At 71.2% G+C, this 14,523-nt stretch carries 16 protein-coding genes; 6 read left to right on the top strand and 10 right to left on the bottom strand.

All coding sequences use genetic code 11. The features are described from left to right. Positions 1-143: 143 nt before the first annotated feature. Positions 144-887 (top strand): phosphorylase, encoded by a 744-nt coding sequence (locus tag ACFQUV_RS19260; RefSeq protein WP_129608095.1) that lies wholly within the window; start codon positions 144-146, stop codon positions 885-887. Between the two features lie 52 nt (positions 888-939). On the opposite strand, the gene ACFQUV_RS19255 is transcribed toward ACFQUV_RS19260, so the two are convergent. Together ACFQUV_RS19255 and ACFQUV_RS19250 are read right to left on the bottom strand one after the other, a co-directional pair. Next, positions 940-1,470, bottom strand: a complete 531-nt coding sequence (locus tag ACFQUV_RS19255) for a gamma carbonic anhydrase family protein (protein ID WP_129608096.1) — start codon at positions 1,468-1,470, stop codon at positions 940-942. Positions 1,471-1,590: 120 nt separating this feature from the next. Then, on the bottom strand, positions 1,591-1,935 hold the full coding sequence (locus ACFQUV_RS19250) for a DUF6949 family protein (RefSeq protein ID WP_111388303.1): 345 nt from the start codon (positions 1,933-1,935) through the stop codon (positions 1,591-1,593). Positions 1,936-2,136: 201 nt separating this feature from the next. Between ACFQUV_RS19250 and ACFQUV_RS19245 the strand changes: the two genes are divergently transcribed. After that, positions 2,137-2,847 (top strand): hypothetical protein, encoded by a 711-nt coding sequence (locus ACFQUV_RS19245; RefSeq protein ID WP_129608097.1) that lies wholly within the window; start codon positions 2,137-2,139, stop codon positions 2,845-2,847. A gap of 11 nt (positions 2,848-2,858) precedes the next feature. On the opposite strand, the gene ACFQUV_RS19240 is transcribed toward ACFQUV_RS19245, so the two are convergent. The 4 genes from ACFQUV_RS19240 to ACFQUV_RS19225 form a co-directional block, all read right to left on the bottom strand. After that, positions 2,859-3,068 carry a DUF3126 family protein gene (locus ACFQUV_RS19240; RefSeq protein ID WP_111388301.1) on the bottom strand — a complete coding sequence of 70 codons (210 nt, stop codon included), beginning with the start codon at positions 3,066-3,068 and terminating at the stop codon, positions 2,859-2,861. Between the two features lie 233 nt (positions 3,069-3,301). Then, a complete protein-coding gene (gene cysE, locus ACFQUV_RS19235) occupies positions 3,302-4,123 on the bottom strand; it encodes a serine O-acetyltransferase (RefSeq protein WP_111388300.1) in 822 nt (273 codons plus the stop codon). Positions 4,124-4,192: 69 nt separating this feature from the next. Continuing rightward, the gene (locus ACFQUV_RS19230) at positions 4,193-4,945 is read right to left on the bottom strand and encodes an alpha/beta fold hydrolase (RefSeq protein ID WP_129608098.1); all 753 of its coding nucleotides are present in this window, start codon (positions 4,943-4,945) and stop codon (positions 4,193-4,195) included. A 38-nt stretch (positions 4,946-4,983) separates the two neighbouring features. Then, complete coding sequence (locus ACFQUV_RS19225) at positions 4,984-6,210, bottom strand: hypothetical protein (protein WP_129608099.1); 1,227 nt, start codon at positions 6,208-6,210, stop codon at positions 4,984-4,986. Positions 6,211-6,314: 104 nt separating this feature from the next. Here ACFQUV_RS19225 and ACFQUV_RS19220 point away from each other — a divergent pair, with 104 nt between their 5' ends. Both ACFQUV_RS19220 and ACFQUV_RS19215 read left to right on the top strand, forming a co-directional pair. After that, a complete protein-coding gene (locus ACFQUV_RS19220; protein WP_129608100.1) occupies positions 6,315-6,563 on the top strand; it encodes a zinc-finger domain-containing protein in 249 nt (82 codons plus the stop codon). Between the two features lie 26 nt (positions 6,564-6,589). Then, positions 6,590-7,834, top strand: a complete 1,245-nt coding sequence (locus ACFQUV_RS19215) for an FAD-dependent monooxygenase (protein ID WP_244601482.1) — start codon at positions 6,590-6,592, stop codon at positions 7,832-7,834. Positions 7,835-7,930: 96 nt separating this feature from the next. Here the strand turns inward: ACFQUV_RS19215 and ACFQUV_RS19210 are convergent, their stop codons facing one another. From ACFQUV_RS19210 to ACFQUV_RS19195, 4 genes are all read right to left on the bottom strand, one after another. Further along, positions 7,931-9,265, bottom strand: coding sequence for a gluconate:H+ symporter (locus tag ACFQUV_RS19210; protein WP_111385711.1), 1,335 nt, complete (start codon positions 9,263-9,265; stop codon positions 7,931-7,933). A 63-nt stretch (positions 9,266-9,328) separates the two neighbouring features. Then, positions 9,329-10,846, bottom strand: coding sequence for an FGGY-family carbohydrate kinase (locus ACFQUV_RS19205; protein ID WP_129608102.1), 1,518 nt, complete (start codon positions 10,844-10,846; stop codon positions 9,329-9,331). A 94-nt stretch (positions 10,847-10,940) separates the two neighbouring features. Further along, entirely contained in the window at positions 10,941-11,777 is an 837-nt protein-coding gene (locus ACFQUV_RS19200; protein WP_129608103.1) for a class II fructose-bisphosphate aldolase, read from the bottom strand. Then, positions 11,774-12,871, bottom strand: a complete 1,098-nt coding sequence (locus ACFQUV_RS19195; RefSeq protein WP_129608104.1) for a 2-hydroxyacid dehydrogenase — start codon at positions 12,869-12,871, stop codon at positions 11,774-11,776. Before ACFQUV_RS19195 ends, ACFQUV_RS19200 begins: the two co-directional genes overlap by 4 nt. A gap of 153 nt (positions 12,872-13,024) precedes the next feature. Here ACFQUV_RS19195 and ACFQUV_RS19190 point away from each other — a divergent pair, with 153 nt between their 5' ends. Then, positions 13,025-13,777: a helix-turn-helix transcriptional regulator gene (locus ACFQUV_RS19190; protein WP_207211394.1), complete on the top strand. Its 753-nt coding sequence runs from the start codon at positions 13,025-13,027 to the stop codon at positions 13,775-13,777. Next, positions 13,774-14,445 carry an HAD hydrolase-like protein gene (locus ACFQUV_RS19185; RefSeq protein WP_280176746.1) on the top strand — a complete coding sequence of 224 codons (672 nt, stop codon included), beginning with the start codon at positions 13,774-13,776 and terminating at the stop codon, positions 14,443-14,445. The genes ACFQUV_RS19190 and ACFQUV_RS19185 overlap by 4 nt, the downstream gene beginning before the upstream one ends. Positions 14,446-14,523: the final 78 nt, after the last annotated feature.

Raw genomic sequence — 14,523 nt, 5'->3', positions numbered from 1 at the left:
CTTGTCCCGGCCTACTCTCCTCTGAAAGCACCACGAGAGTTTTGCACCGCCCGCAAGCGAGGGTCGCGCCGCTGCGCGGCGGCGCCGTCGATGGCCTGTACAAACGTTCCGCCCCCTTGCAATGGTAGGGTCATGCCGGTTCGATGAGAGTCGCGGACGACGTTCGGCGCGGGCCGACGGAGCGTCGTTGGGGGTGGGACTTGATCGTCGTCGTGGGACTGGCGTTCGAGGCGAGGATCGTCGCGGACGCCGGCATGCGTGTCATCTGTAGCGGGGACGGTCGCAACCTGGCCGCCGCGCTGGCGCGCGCCGTGGACGAGGACTGTCGCGGGCTGCTCAGCTTCGGGGTCGCCGGCGGGCTCGATCCGGCCCTCGCGCCCGGGACCTGCGTGGTGGCGACCAACATCCTGTCGGAGACGACGACCTACACGACCGATCCGGAGTGGGTGCGGCACCTCGCCGGCACCATCCCGGGCGCCGTGTGCGGCCCGATCGCCGGCGTCGCGGCGCCGGTCGCCGATCCCGCCGGCAAGCAGGCGCTGAACCAGCGAACCGGGGCGCTCGCGGTGGACATGGAGTCCCATGTGGTGGCCGCCGTCGGCGCGGCACACGGCCTGCCGGTGGCGGCCATCCGGGTGATCACCGATCCGGCCGCACGCGCCCTGCCCAAGGCGGCGCTCGCCGCCATGCGGTCGAACGGCACCACCGACATACTCGCCATGCTGCGCCAGGTGATGCGGCAGCCGCGCGAGCTGCCGGCTCTCGTCCGCACGGCGCTCGATGCCCGCGCGGCGCGGGCCACGCTGGTGCGCGGCCGCCAGCTCCTCGGCCCCGGCCTCGGGCTCGCCGACCTCGCGGCGCGGGCGACGGCGTCCTTCGGCGGCTGATCCCGCCGCTGTTCGGCGGCTGATCCCGCCGACCGGAGGGTTCGTCGTGCGCTCAGCCGATCCGCCGCAGCCCCGCCGCATACTGCTTGGCGCGCTGCACGTAGCCGTCGGCTCCCGCCCGGATGCCGGCCACCGCGGCAGCGTCGACCTCGCGCACCACGCGGGCGGGGGTGCCGACGATCAGGGCGCTTTCGGGAAACTCCTTGCCCCCCGACACCACGGCGCCGGCCCCGACGATCGAGCCGCGGCCGATGCGCGCGCCGTTCATCACGATGGCGCCCATGCCGATCAGGCACTCGTCCGCGATGGTGCAGCCGTGCAGCACGACATTGTGGCCGATCACGCAGTCGGCCCCGATGGTGAGCGGGAACCCCATGTCGGTGTGCAGCGTCGCATTGTCCTGCACCTGCGAGCGCAAGCCGATCTCGATCCACTCGTTGTCGCCGCGCAGGACCGCGTTCCACCACACGCTCGCCTCCTCACGCAGGCGCACGCGGCCGATCAGCACGGCGCTGTCGGCGACCCAGCAGCGGCCGGGTGCCGGCAGGTCCGGAACGAGATCGTCGAGGGCGTAGATCGGCATCGCGGGTCTCCCAAAGGCACGCCGGGCGCGGCCCGCCGAGTTAAGCGCGCCCGCACACGGCTGTGAAGCGAGAGGTCGACGACGGCGACGCGATCGAGCGAGGGGACGGACGGGACGGCGTCAGCCGACCACGCGGCCGAGCAGCTCGGCCAGCACCTCGACGGTCATCACCACGATGGTGCCGGACATCAGGCTCCACAGCCCGGCGATGACGGTCGCCACCATGACGAACTCGAAGCGGCGGCGCTCGATGATGCGGCCCCGCACGGTGTTGCGCATGATGATGAAGGGCGCGGCGAAAACCAGCAGAGGCACCGCCGCGAAGCTCGCCGACGAGGCGCCCTGCTCCAGCAGGCGAAACGAGGCCGGCCGATGAGCGACGAGCTGATAGCCGGTGCACAGGACGCCGGCGAACGCGAAGCCGATGGCGACGGCCAGGAACGATTGGATGGATTCGGGCGACATGGCGCGGCTCCGCGGCTCGGACCGTTCGGTTGTGCCGCAGATCCGCCGGGCCCGCCACGCCATCGTTAAAGAAGGGTTAACGTCACGAGCCGCCCGCTCGTCGACGCGCGGCACGGCACCGACGTGCCGTTGGCGCATCCGCCGCGCGTGCCATACTCCGCGCGCGATTCGCGACATCTGGGACACGGAACGGGCGAGCCGGTGAACGGAACACGACGGGAGCCGATCGGCGGACCGCGGCGCAGCCTGCGCACCGCGCTGACGCTCGGTGCCTTCCTGCTCACCGGCGCCGTCGCGGTGGCGGCGGCACTGTGGTCGCTGTGGGCGCGCTGGCCCGCCACGCCCGCGGTGGCGGCGCCCGAGGCGCCGCATCTGCCCGTCGTCGTCGCGGGCGAGACCTTCACGGTCGCACCCGCCGCGATCCGCATGGCGATGCAACGCCATTCCGGTCCGCAGGAGCGGCTCGACCTGGTCTATCTGTGGCCGGGCCTGACGCCGCCGCGGCCGACCGAGCCGGGCACCCCGCCACCCCCGACGGCCGATCGCGTCTATGTCACCATCGCGCCGGCGGCCGGCGCGCTCGATCCGGCCGAGCGGCTGCGCACCATCTGGCTGCGCTACACCCGCGCCGAGTTGGACCCCGCCCCGGAGGGCCTGGCGCTGGTCGAGTTCCGCGACGGCACGCCCTATCAGGGCGAGGATGCGGCCTGGGAGGAGAATGCGCCGGAGAAATTCCTGGCCCGCTGCGAGCGGCCGGCGCCGGGGCGACCGCCGGCCACCTGCCTGTCGGAGCGGCTGATCGGCGGCGCCGTGGTGACCATGCGATTCCCGCGCGACTGGCTGGCCGACTGGCGGACCGTCGCCGAGGGCTTCGAGCGGCTGCTCGTCGCCCTGCGGCCGAAGGCGGGATGAGGCGCGCCGCCCTATTCGAGATCGGTGCCGAGAATGGCCATCTGGAAATTGTAGGAGCGGTCGTCGTCCTCGTCGTCGACGAACAGCACGCCGATGAACTCCTCGCCGAGATAGACCTCGGCCGAATCTTCCTTCTTGGGCCGCGGCACCACCCGCAGCCGGGCATTGCCGAACAGCCGGCGCAGATAGCCTTCGAGTTTGCGGATTTCCTGGGCGTCCACGGTGCGGCTCCTCTCGGATCGGGCTGGGCGTCACCGGGAGCGGCGCGCCGAAACTGCGCAGTGCATAGCGGGGCCTGCGGCGGTCGCGCAACCCGCACCGGCCGCTTGCCCCCCGCGATCGGCGGACATGCGGACCGGCCCCGCTCCTCTCGGTGACGCGAGGGGGCGCGGACCCGCGTGCGACACGGCGGGAGGCGTCGGAGAGACAGATAGCCCGGCAATCGCGCCCCGGCTCAGAGGCCGACGTCGCGCAGCATCTGATCCATGGTGTGGGAGGGCTCGGCGCAGCCGGCATCACCGACGATCCGGGCCGGGACCCCGGCCACCGTGGTGTTGTTCGGCACCGGCCGCAGCACCACCGAGCCGGCCGCGATGCGGGCGCAGTGGCCGACCTCGATGTTGCCGAGGATCTTGGCGCCGGCCCCGATCATGACGCCATGGCGGATCTTCGGATGGCGGTCGCCGACCTCGTTGCCGGTGCCGCCCAGCGTGACGTGGTGGAGAATCGAGACGTCGTCCTCGATCACCGCGGTCTCGCCCACCACCAGGCCGGTGGCATGATCCAGGAAGACGCCGCGGCCGATGCGGGCGGCCGGATGAATGTCGGTCTGGAAGGCGGCCGACGAACGGCTCTGCAAGTAGAGGGCGAAGTCACGCCGGCCGTGCGTCCACAGCCAGTGCGCCAGCCGGTGTGCCTGGATGGCGTGGAAGCCCTTGTAGTACAGCAGCGGCTCGATGAACCGCCCGGTCGCCGGATCGCGGTCGAACACGGCCACGAGATCGGCCCGGAACGCCTCGCCGATCTCGGGCGAATCCTCGAGCGCGTCGAGATAGCCCCGGCGGATCAGCTCGGCCCCGAGATCGGGATGGTCGAGCCGCGACGCCACCCGGTGGGCCACCGCCTCCTCCAGCCGATCGTGGTGCAGCACCGCCGCGTAGAGGAAGGAGGCCAGCTCCGGCTCCTGGCGGACCACCGCCTCGGCTTCGCCGCGCAGGCGGTCCCACACCGGATCGATGCGGTTGCGCGGCCGCGTGGCAGTGGATAGCTGGGCCATGCTGCCCTCCTCGGTTCGGCGGTCCCACCGCCATCATACACGATACGACGCACCGCACCTCGCGGGGCGTCACGGCCGCTCGGCCAGGAACTCCTGCACCGCCGCCTTGTAGACGCGATCGCCGACCGCCAGCATGTGGTCGCGCCCCGGAATGTCCACAAGCCTGGCGCCCGGGATGAGCGCCGCGAGCCCGGCCCCGGAGCCTGAGACGTCGTCCTTGGTGCCGACCGCGATCAGCACCGGCGGCTCCAGCCGGCCGACCTCGACGGGCGTCAGGGTCTGGCGCGAGCCACGGATGCAGGCCGCCAGCGCCCGCAGGTCGGACTTGGTGCGCTCCGCGAAGGAGCGGAAGGTCCGCCCCTGGGCGTCGTGGACGTCGGCGAGCGACGGCGCCTCCATGGCGTCCGCGATGGTCTCCGGCAGGCCGACGCCTTCGACCAGGTGCAGGCCGAGCCCGCCCAGGATGGCCGAGCGCACCCGCTCCGGATGGTCCAGCGCCAGGAACGCCGTCACCCGCGCCCCCATGGAGTAGCCCATCACGTCGGCCCGGCCGATGCCGAGATGGTCGAGCAGCGCCCGCACGTCGTCCGCCATGGCGTCGGCGTGGTAGGCGGCCGGATCGTAGAGCTTGGACGAGGCGCCGTGGCCGCGCATGTCCGGGGCGATCACCCGCCGCCCCGCATGGGTCAGGGTGGCGACCCAGCGCGGATGCACCCAGTTGGCCTCCTTGCTGGAGGCGAAGCCGTGGACGAGCACGATGGGCTCGCCCTCGCCCTTGTCCAGATAGGCGATGTCGACGGGACCGTTCTTGAAGGATTGCATCGAGATGACAGTACGTTGAAGGTTCTTTTTGAGGTGACTTAGGAGGCCCGGAGCAAGACCGGGCTCGAGGCGGCTTGCGCCGCCGCGCGGGTGATCCGACGAGAACGCCGCTGGCGGCCGATCGCCAGGCAGCGGCGGGTGATCCGCTCGGTCAGGCTCTTCACCAGCCCGAGCCCCCACAGGAGCCACAGCAGCGCCGAGACCGACCACTGGAACAGCGTCAGGGCGCCGGTCGTCAGCGCGATCGCTCCCCGCCCGCCGAGCTTGAGGATCGCCCGGGTCTTGCCGCCGCTCGCCTCGGCGAGCTTGGCGGCCTTGGCGACGTCGCGCGGCCCCTCGGCGATCTTCATGGCGTCCATGGCGGCGCGGGTGCCGGCCTTGGCTTGGATACGGCCGGCGTCCTGGAGGAGATCGGCGAGCGGCTTCGCCTTGTCGAGCTTGACGGCCGCCCGCAGCCCGCGGGCCGCGGCGGCCGGTTGCAGCACGGCGCCGGCCACGGCGTGGCGCGCCGCCGGCAGGTCGACAGCGCCGCGCAGCGTCCGCCCGGTCCAGGCCGCGAGCCCCGCCCCCATCCGTCCCGTCTTCAACGCCGCCTTGACGACGGAGACGCCGGCCCGGGCCGGCGCCCCGGCGCCGAGCGAGGCGTAGGTCCCGGCCGTGACCGCGAGGCCGACGCCGGCGAGGCCGAGCACCAGCGGGTCGGCCTCCGCCCCGGTGGCGAGCCGGCCGCCCTCGCGCACGGCGTCGCGCAGGTCGCCGAACACGAAGAGGTCGCCGAGCAGCATGCCGGCGACGCCGGCGGCATCGTCGGGCTCGCCGGAGACGAGGCCGTGGCCGAAATTCCGCGCGGCGCGCAGCGCGGTCGCCCGCGGCGCGGCGGCCGCCTCGACCGCGGTCACCTGGGCGGGATCGAGGGCGACACCGCGCGCCCGCGACAGCTCCACGAAGCTCTGCGCCAGCTCGACATCGCCAGCCGCCAGCGCCGCCGCGATCTCGCGGCGGGCCACATCGGTATCGAGGCTGCGGGCGACCATTCGGTCGGCGAGCCGGACGGGATCGTTCTGGTCGAGTAGCAGGCCGGCCGAGTCGATCGCCCGCGGCCCGGCCAGCCACAGCGCGCCGGCGAGCGCCGCCGCCGCCAGCGCCGGCAGCACGAGATGCCGGCGACGGCGCGACGGCGTGTCCCCGCCCGCGCGGCGGGCGCGGTCGGCTCCCCGCTTCGCTGGTTCGGCCCCGACGGACGTGGCCCGCACTAGGAAAGTCATGACAGGCCCGCTATGGTCCGCGCCGTCGGAGCGCCGGCGACCGCGCCGCGTCCGTCCGGCACCCCGGCCGGGCGACCACGAAACGCTGCCGCAAAGGTGGAATCATGGCGGACAAGATCGTACCCCACTTCCATAACGATCCCGGCGTCGCGGCGATCTCCATCGGCGCCAAGCGGTTCATGTGCATCGGCGCCACTCCGCCGTTCGATCATCCGCACGTCTTCCTGGATATGGGGGACGATACCGAAATCGTCTGCCCCTACTGTTCTACCCTCTACCGCCACGACCCCGTCCTGCACGGCTTCGAGGCCAGCCCGCCCGAATGCGCCTTGCGGGAAACCAAGGCCGCCTGACCCCTGCCCTCCGGCCGACCCACGCCGTGCCACCGGCCTCTCGCACGATCATCGTCGCCGGTGCCGGGATCGGCGGCCTGACCGCGGCCATCGCGCTCGCCGACCGCGGCTTCCGCGTCGTCGTTCTGGAGCAGGCCACGGTGCTGGAGGCGACCGGCGCCGGCATCCAGCTCTCCCCCAACGCCATGCGGGTGCTGATCGGCCTCGGCGCCGCGCCGCGCCTGGAGGCCGTGACGGTGACGCCCGAGGCCGTGCGGGTGCGCCGCGCCGCCACCGGGAGCGAGATTGTCCGCTTGCCGGTCGGCGATTCCGAATTGCGCTACGGCGCCCCCTACCGGGTGATCCATCGCGGCGACCTCCAGGCGGTGCTGCTCGCCCTCGCCCGCCAGCGGCCCGACATCGCCCTGGTGCTCGGCATGCGGGTCGACGACTACGCGGTGCATCGCAACGGCGTCACGGTGGCGTGCAGCGGCGCCGATGGAACGAGCGAGCACAGCGGCCTCGCCCTGATCGGCGCCGACGGCCTGTGGTCACGGGTGCGCGCCCGGCTGATCGGCGACGCCCCGCCTCGCCCCGCCTACCGCACCGCCTGGCGGGCGTTGCTGCCGGCCGACGCGGTGGAGCCCGCCCTGCGCGCCCCGATCGTCGACCTGTGGCTCGGGCCCGGCGCCCATCTGGTCCACTACCCGGTGCGTGGCGGCCGCCTGATCAACGTGGTGGCGATCGCCCATGATCGCGAGGCGGTGACCGGCTGGAGCGCTCCGGGCGACGGCGCCGCGCTGCTGACGCGCCTCCCGGCGCGCTCATGGGCGCCGGCGGCCCGTGACCTGCTGGCGCGGCCCGAGCAGTGGCTGCGCTGGGCCTTATACGACCGACCACCCCTCGCCCGCTGGAGCCGCGGCCCGGTGACCCTCTTGGGCGACGCCGCCCATCCGATGCTGCCGTTCCTGGCGCAGGGCGCCGCCATGGCGATCGAGGACGCCGCCGAGCTGGCCGACGCGCTGGCCCTGCGGCCCGGTGATCCAGTCGCGGCGCTCGCCGACTACGAGACGCGCCGCCGCCGACGCACCGCCGCGGTGCGGGCCGGGGCGCGGCGCAACGACCGCGGCTATCACCTCGGCGGGCCGGCCGCCGCGGTCCGCGATCTCGGCATGCGGATGCTGGGCGGCGACCGGCTGCTCGCCCGCCACGACTGGATCTACGGCTGGCACCCGCGCGGCGGCGACGTCCCGGTCCCCGCGCCCGCCGACGCGACGGCGGTGCGGCCCTGACCCGATGCAGAAGGGCCGGAGCGTCGCCGCCCCGGCCCTTCCACGCGACGTCCGATCGACTTGGCGGGGATCGGACGAGAGATCGTGCGCCGCCGCTCACACGAGCTGGGCGAGGATCAGCACCCCGACCAGGCCGCCGACCGCCGCGATGGTGGTGGACAGCGTGAAGGTCGCGTACATGGCCCGCATCGGGATGCCGAGGCACTCCTTGACGAACCAGAAGCCCGAGTCGGTGACGTGCGAAGCCCCGATGGCACCGGCCCCGGTGGCGACCGCGACGAGCGCCGGATCGAGACCCGGATAGTTCGCCAGCACCGGCATGATGAAGCCGACGCCAGTCATCATCGCGACCGTCGCGCTGCCGATGGCGAAGCGCATCAGGATGGCGATCAGCCACGCCATGATCAGCGGGCTCACCTGGATGGCGGTCAGCACGTCCTTGAGGACGTCGCCCATGCCGCAGTCCATGATGATCTTGTTGAACGAGCCGGCGGCGCCGATCACCAGGATGATCGAGGCCATCGGGCCGAAGCTCGCCTCGGTCTTCTTGCCCAGGTCCTCCAGCGTGAAGCCGCGCCCGATCCCGAGCACCACGTAGGTGAGGATCGACGACAGGAACAGCGCCACGATCGGATTGCCGATGAAGGCGACGACCGGCATGTAGACGGCGTCCTTCGGGGCCAGGAGGTCGAAGAACGTCTTGTTGATCATCAGGAGCAGCGGGAACAGGATGGTGAACAGCGTGAGGCCGAAGGGCGGCAGCTCCGCATCGTCCCGCGGCGCCGTCGAGGCGAACACACCGGCCGGCTCCACCTCGTAGTAGCGCGAGATGAACTTGCCGAAGATCGGGCCGGCGAGCGCGGCGGCCGGCAGGCCGACCAGGAGACCGTAGAAGATCACCTTGCCGACGTCGGCCTTGAGGGTGAGCGCGATCGCCATGGCGGCCGGATGCGGCGGCACGATGCAGTGCACCGTGAGCAGCGCCGCCACCATCGACAGGCCGACCTGGAGCACCGGCAGGCCGGACTCCTTCACGACGCTGAACATCAGCGCGATCAGCAGCACCAGGCCGACCTGGAAGAACACCGGGATGCCGCACACATAGCCGACGATCAGCATGGCCCAGTGGGCCTGCGACTTGCCGAGCACCCCGATCAGCGTGCGGGCGAGCCGCTCGGCGCCGCCCGAGACCTCCATCAGCTTGCCGATGACGGCCCCGAACGCCAGGATCGGCGCCAGGAAGCCGAGCGTGTTGCCCATGCCGGTTTCGAGCGACTTGCTGATCTTGTCGAGCGGCATGCCGGTCGCGAGCGCGATGAAGAAGCACGCGAACATCAGCGCCAGAAAGGCGCTGATCTTGAACCGGACGCACATCACGATGATCATCAGGACCGAGATCCCGAGGATCGACAGCGCGAATCCACTACTCATGTCGGTATCCCCCACGGCCGCCCGCGCCCCGCGGGATCACGCGGGCGCCGCTCTGGTGGTTCGTCAGTCGAGGACTTGGTTGAATGTCGCGTAGATGCCGTGGGCGTCGAGCGCGTCGTAGAGCGCATCCTTGCGTTGCAGGATGCGACGGTAGCGGCGGGTGACGGCGTCGTCGGGCAGATAGGTTTCCGGCTCGTCCGCCACGATGGTGCGGAACGCCTGCGGATGGTCGGCGTAGAGGCCGAGCGTCACGGTCGCGCTCATCAGCGCCCCGAGCGAGGACGCCTCGCTGTTGTCGTAGTGCAGCACCGGCTTGGCGAACGCATCGGCCTGGATCTGGTTGAACAGATCGAGCGTGGTGAGGCCGCCGGCGACCCGCACCGACTCGATCGGCACCCCGAGACTCTCGAGGAGCTGCACGTCCTTGGCGATCTCGAACGCGATGCCCTCGACCACGGCCCGCGCCATGTCGGCCCGCGTAGTCGCCATCGTGAGATTGAAGAACAGGCCGCGGGCGAGCGGATTCCAATATGGCGCCGCACTGCCCTCGAAATGCGGGACGAGCAGCACGCCCTTGGCGCCGGGCGGCGACCGTCGCGCCTCCTCGTTCATCACCGCGTAGGCATCGGTCCCCTCGGGATAGAACTGCTCCTTGAACCACCGATGGACCAGCCCGGTGGTGAAGATACCGGCCTCGACGATCCAGGTGCCGGGCACCGCGCCGGCGCTGCACAGCGTGCGGCACTCGGGATGGAAGCGCGGCTCGTCCGAATAGGCGATGACGAACGAGCCGGTGCCCGTGTTGGCCTCCGCGGCGCCCGGCTGGAGCACATCGAGGGCGAGCGCCGCGCATTGCTGGTCGCCGCCGCCGAGGATCACCGGCACCCCCTCGGCCAGCCCGCAATGCGCCGCCATCGCGGCCGTGAGCCCGCCGACGCGGCTGCCGGGCGGCACCAGATCCGGCAGGAGATCGCGATCGATGCCGGAGACGCGGATCATGTCCTCGTCCCAATCGAAGGTACGGATGTTCATCAGCAGCGTGCGGCACGCCTGCGACGCATCGGTGACGAAGCGCCCGGTGAGCAGATGCGCGACGTAGTCCTGGACGCCGAGAAGCTTGTGGGTCTGGGTGTGGAGCTGCGGCCGCTCGGCCTTCAGCCACATCATCTTGGGCGCCGAGAAATACGGATTCACCCGCAAGCCGGTGCGCTGGTAAACATCGTCGAGGGAGAGCTCGGCGAGCAGCGCCTCGCATTGCGGAATGCTGCGCTTGTCCTGCCACATCAGTGCCTTGTGCAGCGGCACGCCGTCCTGGTCGACGGGGATCACCGAGGCGCGCTGCGACGTCACGGCAATGGCCGCGACGTCGAGCCCCTTCACGGCGACATGGTCGCCCACGTCCTTCAGGGTGTCGAACAGCGCCGACCGCCAAGTCTGCGGGTCCTGCTCGACATAATTGGGCTTGCGGCCGAACTCCGAGTCGTAGGGTCGAGCGGCCGCATGAAGCAGATGGCCAGCCCGGGTATACAGCATCGCCTTGAGGCTCGACGTTCCCACGTCGACGACGACAATGTTCTCCATGATCGCTTCTCCAGCGAGGTGTCGACGGCCTCGGGGGCCGCCGTCCGCGGCTGGTCGCGCGCGCGGCCCGCCGCACTCCGCGGCTCGTGCGCCGTCAGCGGGCGGCGAACAGCGCCATGTACTTGGCGACCACCTCCTTCACCCAGCCGACCTCGGCGCGGCTGATCTGCGACAGATGCAGGTCCTCGCCGCCGGCGAGCAGCGTCCGCATCTTGCCGACGGCATTGACCGAGATCTCGGTGTTGACGTTGATTTTGGCGATGCCGTTGGCGATGCAGTCGCGGATGATCGGCTCCGGCGTGCCGGACCCCCCGTGCAGCACCAGCGGAATGTCGACCACGGCCGCGATCTTCCTCAGCACGCCGACATCGACCTTCGGGACCCCCTTGTAGAGCCCGTGCACGGTGCCGATCGACACCGCGAGCGCGTCGACCTTGGTGGTGGCGGCGAACACCTTCGCCTCCTCGGGAGAAGTGTAGATCTCGCTGGCGTCCTCCTCGTTGGAGTGCGCCCCGCGGGCGAGCGCGCCGAGCTCGGCCTCGACGCCGACCCCGGCCGCGTGCGCCACCTCGACGACGCGCGCGGTCTGCCGCATGTTCTCCTCGAAGGGCAGCGCCGAGCCGTCGTACATCACCGACGAGAAGCCGGCCTTCACGGCCCGCACGATCACCTCGAACGACTTGCAGTGATCGAGATGGAGCGCCACCGGGCTGTCGGTGCGCGTCGCCATGGTGCGCACCAGCGCCGCGACCTCGTCCACCTCCATGTTGGGCAGGTAGCCGGCCCCGAACGCGACGATCACCGGAGCGCCGGCCTCGCGACCGCATTCGACGACGCCGCGGATCGTCTCGTAGTTGTAGACGTTGAAGGAGCCGACCGCGTAGCGCCCCGCGCGGGCCGCCCGCAGCATCTCGGCGAACGACACCATCATGACTTCACCTCCGCGAGCCAAGCCTGGAAGCGCGGGTCCTTCAGCACCTCGGGATTGGCGATGCCGTTCGGGGCCTCGCCGGTGAACAGCCTGGCGATGTCACCGAACAGGAGATCGGGCGAGCGGGTCAGCGCTTCGCGGGTGGTGCCGGCGATGTGGCTGGTCAGCGTGACGTTGTCGAGCGTCAGGATCTCGGAGCCGGGCGCGATCGGCTCGGACGAATGGACGTCGAGCGCGGCACCGGCGATCCGCTTCTCCTTCAGGGCCGTGACCAGCGCCGCCTCGTCGACGAGGCCGGCCCGCGCCGTGTTGATCAGGTAGGCGGTCGGCTTCATCAGCGCGAGCTCGGCGGCGCCGACCAGCTTGGCACCGCCGGGCAGCAGGCGGGCGTGCAGCGAGACGAAGTCGCTCTCGCGGAACAGCGTGTCCTTGTCGACCGGAGTGGCGCCGGCGGCACGGATCGCCTGTGGATCGACCCAGGTGTCGTGCACCAGCAGCTTCACGTCGAAGCCCGACAGCTTCTTGGCCACCAGGCTGCCGATGAAGCCGAAGCCGACAAGGCCGACCGTCTTGCCCTTCAGCTCCGGCACCCAGTCGGAGTTGGAGAACGCCTTGCGCCATGTGCCGGTCTTGATGCCCATGTGCGAGCGCGCGATGTTGCGGCTCTCGGCGAGCATCAGCCCGACGGCGAAATCGGAGACCGCCTCGGCATTGCGGCCCATGACGTTGAAGACGAGAATGCCGCGCTCGGTCGCCGCCTGCACGTTGACGTTCTCGACACCGGCGCGGGCGACCCCGGCGATGCGCAGCTTCGGCATCGCATCCATCACCTTGGACGAGATCGGCACGAACAGGCCGGCGAGAATCTCGGCGTCGCGCCCTTCGCTGGTGATCACCGGGTCCACCACCTCGATCTCGGGGCCCTGCTTCTCCACCGCGAGACGCCGCGCTTGCAGCTTGCCGGACTCGCTCTCCCACTCGCCGGCCGCGAGTCCGGCCAGGCGATCACCGAGAATCCGTTGCGCGGACGCGGCGAAGGCGTCACCCCTGATCATCGCATCGCCGACGACCAGAACCTTGAATGTGCGTGCCATCGATGGACCCTCTCGCAACCCGGGAACAGACGGGATAGAGTACCGTCCCGCCTTGCGACCATAGGCGTGCCGGCTGTCGAGACGCTAACCGTGAGCCGCCATTCGGTGTCGTCGATCCGCCACCCGTCGTCGCCCCCGAGCCGAGGTTCCGCCGTGGACGAACTGCCGCGCCCCGTCCATGCCCGCTCGAAATCGCTGCCCGGCGGCGCTCGCAAGCCCTGGCATGCGCATCCGTGGGGTCAGCTCACCTATGCGATCAAGGGCGTGCTGATGGTGCGCACCCTGCATGGCACCTTCCTGACGCCACCCCAGTGGGCGGTGTGGATTCCGCCCGGCATCGAGCACGAGGTGATCACCTCGGTGCGCACCGAGCGGCGCAACTTCTTCGTCGATCCGGCGCGGGTGTCGTGGACCGACACGGTCTGCCGGGTGCTGGAGGTGACGGCGTTCATGCGCGAGCTGATCCGCGTCGTCGCGGCCCTGCCGGTGGAGTACGAGGAGGACGGCCCGGACGGTCGGCTCGTTCAGGTGTTCCTCGATCAGCTCGTGCGGCTGCGCGAGGTCGCCTTCTCGCTGCCGATGCCGGTGACGCCGGCCCTCTTCGATCTGTGTAGCGAGCTGCTGCGTCGGCCGGACGACCACCGCTCCGTCGGCGACATCGCGCGGGCGATCGGCATGTCGGAGCGCACGCTGGCCCGGGTGTTCCAGCGCGAGACCGGCCTGTCGTTCCGCGACTGGCGGGTGCGGCTCAAGCTGATGATGTCGGTCGAGACGCTGGAGGAGAGCCGCAACGTCACCCGCACGGCGTTCGATTGCGGCTACGACTCGCTGTCCGCCTTCATCGCCGCCTACAAGCGCCAGTTCGGCCATACGCCGGGCGAGTTCCTGAAGAGCCTGGAGCAGTGAGCACGGCTCTCGTCGGCCCGGGAACGGGGCCGCCGCCGCGCTGGCGGCTCGCCGTGTTCGACATGGACGGCACCCTGGTCGACAGCTTCCCGTGGTTCGTGCGGGTGCTGAACGACGTCGCCGACCGTTACGGTTTCCGCCGCGTCGCACCCGAGGACGTGCCGTCGCTGCGCCGGGCGCACGCGCACGAGATCCTGCGTCGGCTCGCGGTGCCGGCGTGGCGGCTGCCGGCGATCGTCCGCCACCTGCGGACATTGAAGACCGCTCAGCTCGCCGACATCCCGCTGTTCCCGGGCGTCGACGCCATGCTGGCGGGCCTCGCCGGGCGCGGTGTCACGCTCGCGGTGGTGTCGTCGGACAGCGACGCCAATGTGCGGCGCAGCCTGGGTGCCGCGAACCTCGCCCACATCGCCCACCTCGCCTGCGGGGCCGGGCTGTTCGGCAAGCCGCACAAGCTGCGCGCCGTGCTGCGGCGGGCCGGAGTGGCGCCGGCCGCGGCGATCGCCATTGGTGACGAGCTACGCGATCTCGACGCGGCGCGCGGCGTCGGCATGGCGTTCGGAGCGGTGGCGTGGGGCTATACGGACGTCTCGGCGCTCGCGGCCCGGGCGCCCGATCTGGTCTTCCGCCGGATGGACGACATCGTGCCGGCTCTGACGCCCGTATAAGGCGCCGCGCGCGCGACGCCTCATGAGAGATCAGGCTGATCCATTGGGTGGTCATTCCGGAAGCCGCGAAGCGGCTGT

Origin of the sequence: Rhodoplanes sp. P11 (assembly GCF_964266735.1) — a bacterium.
GTDB classification, from domain to species: domain Bacteria; phylum Pseudomonadota; class Alphaproteobacteria; order Rhizobiales; family Xanthobacteraceae; genus Rhodoplanes; species Rhodoplanes serenus.
This window is presented reverse-complemented; position numbering and strand designations above follow the sequence as displayed.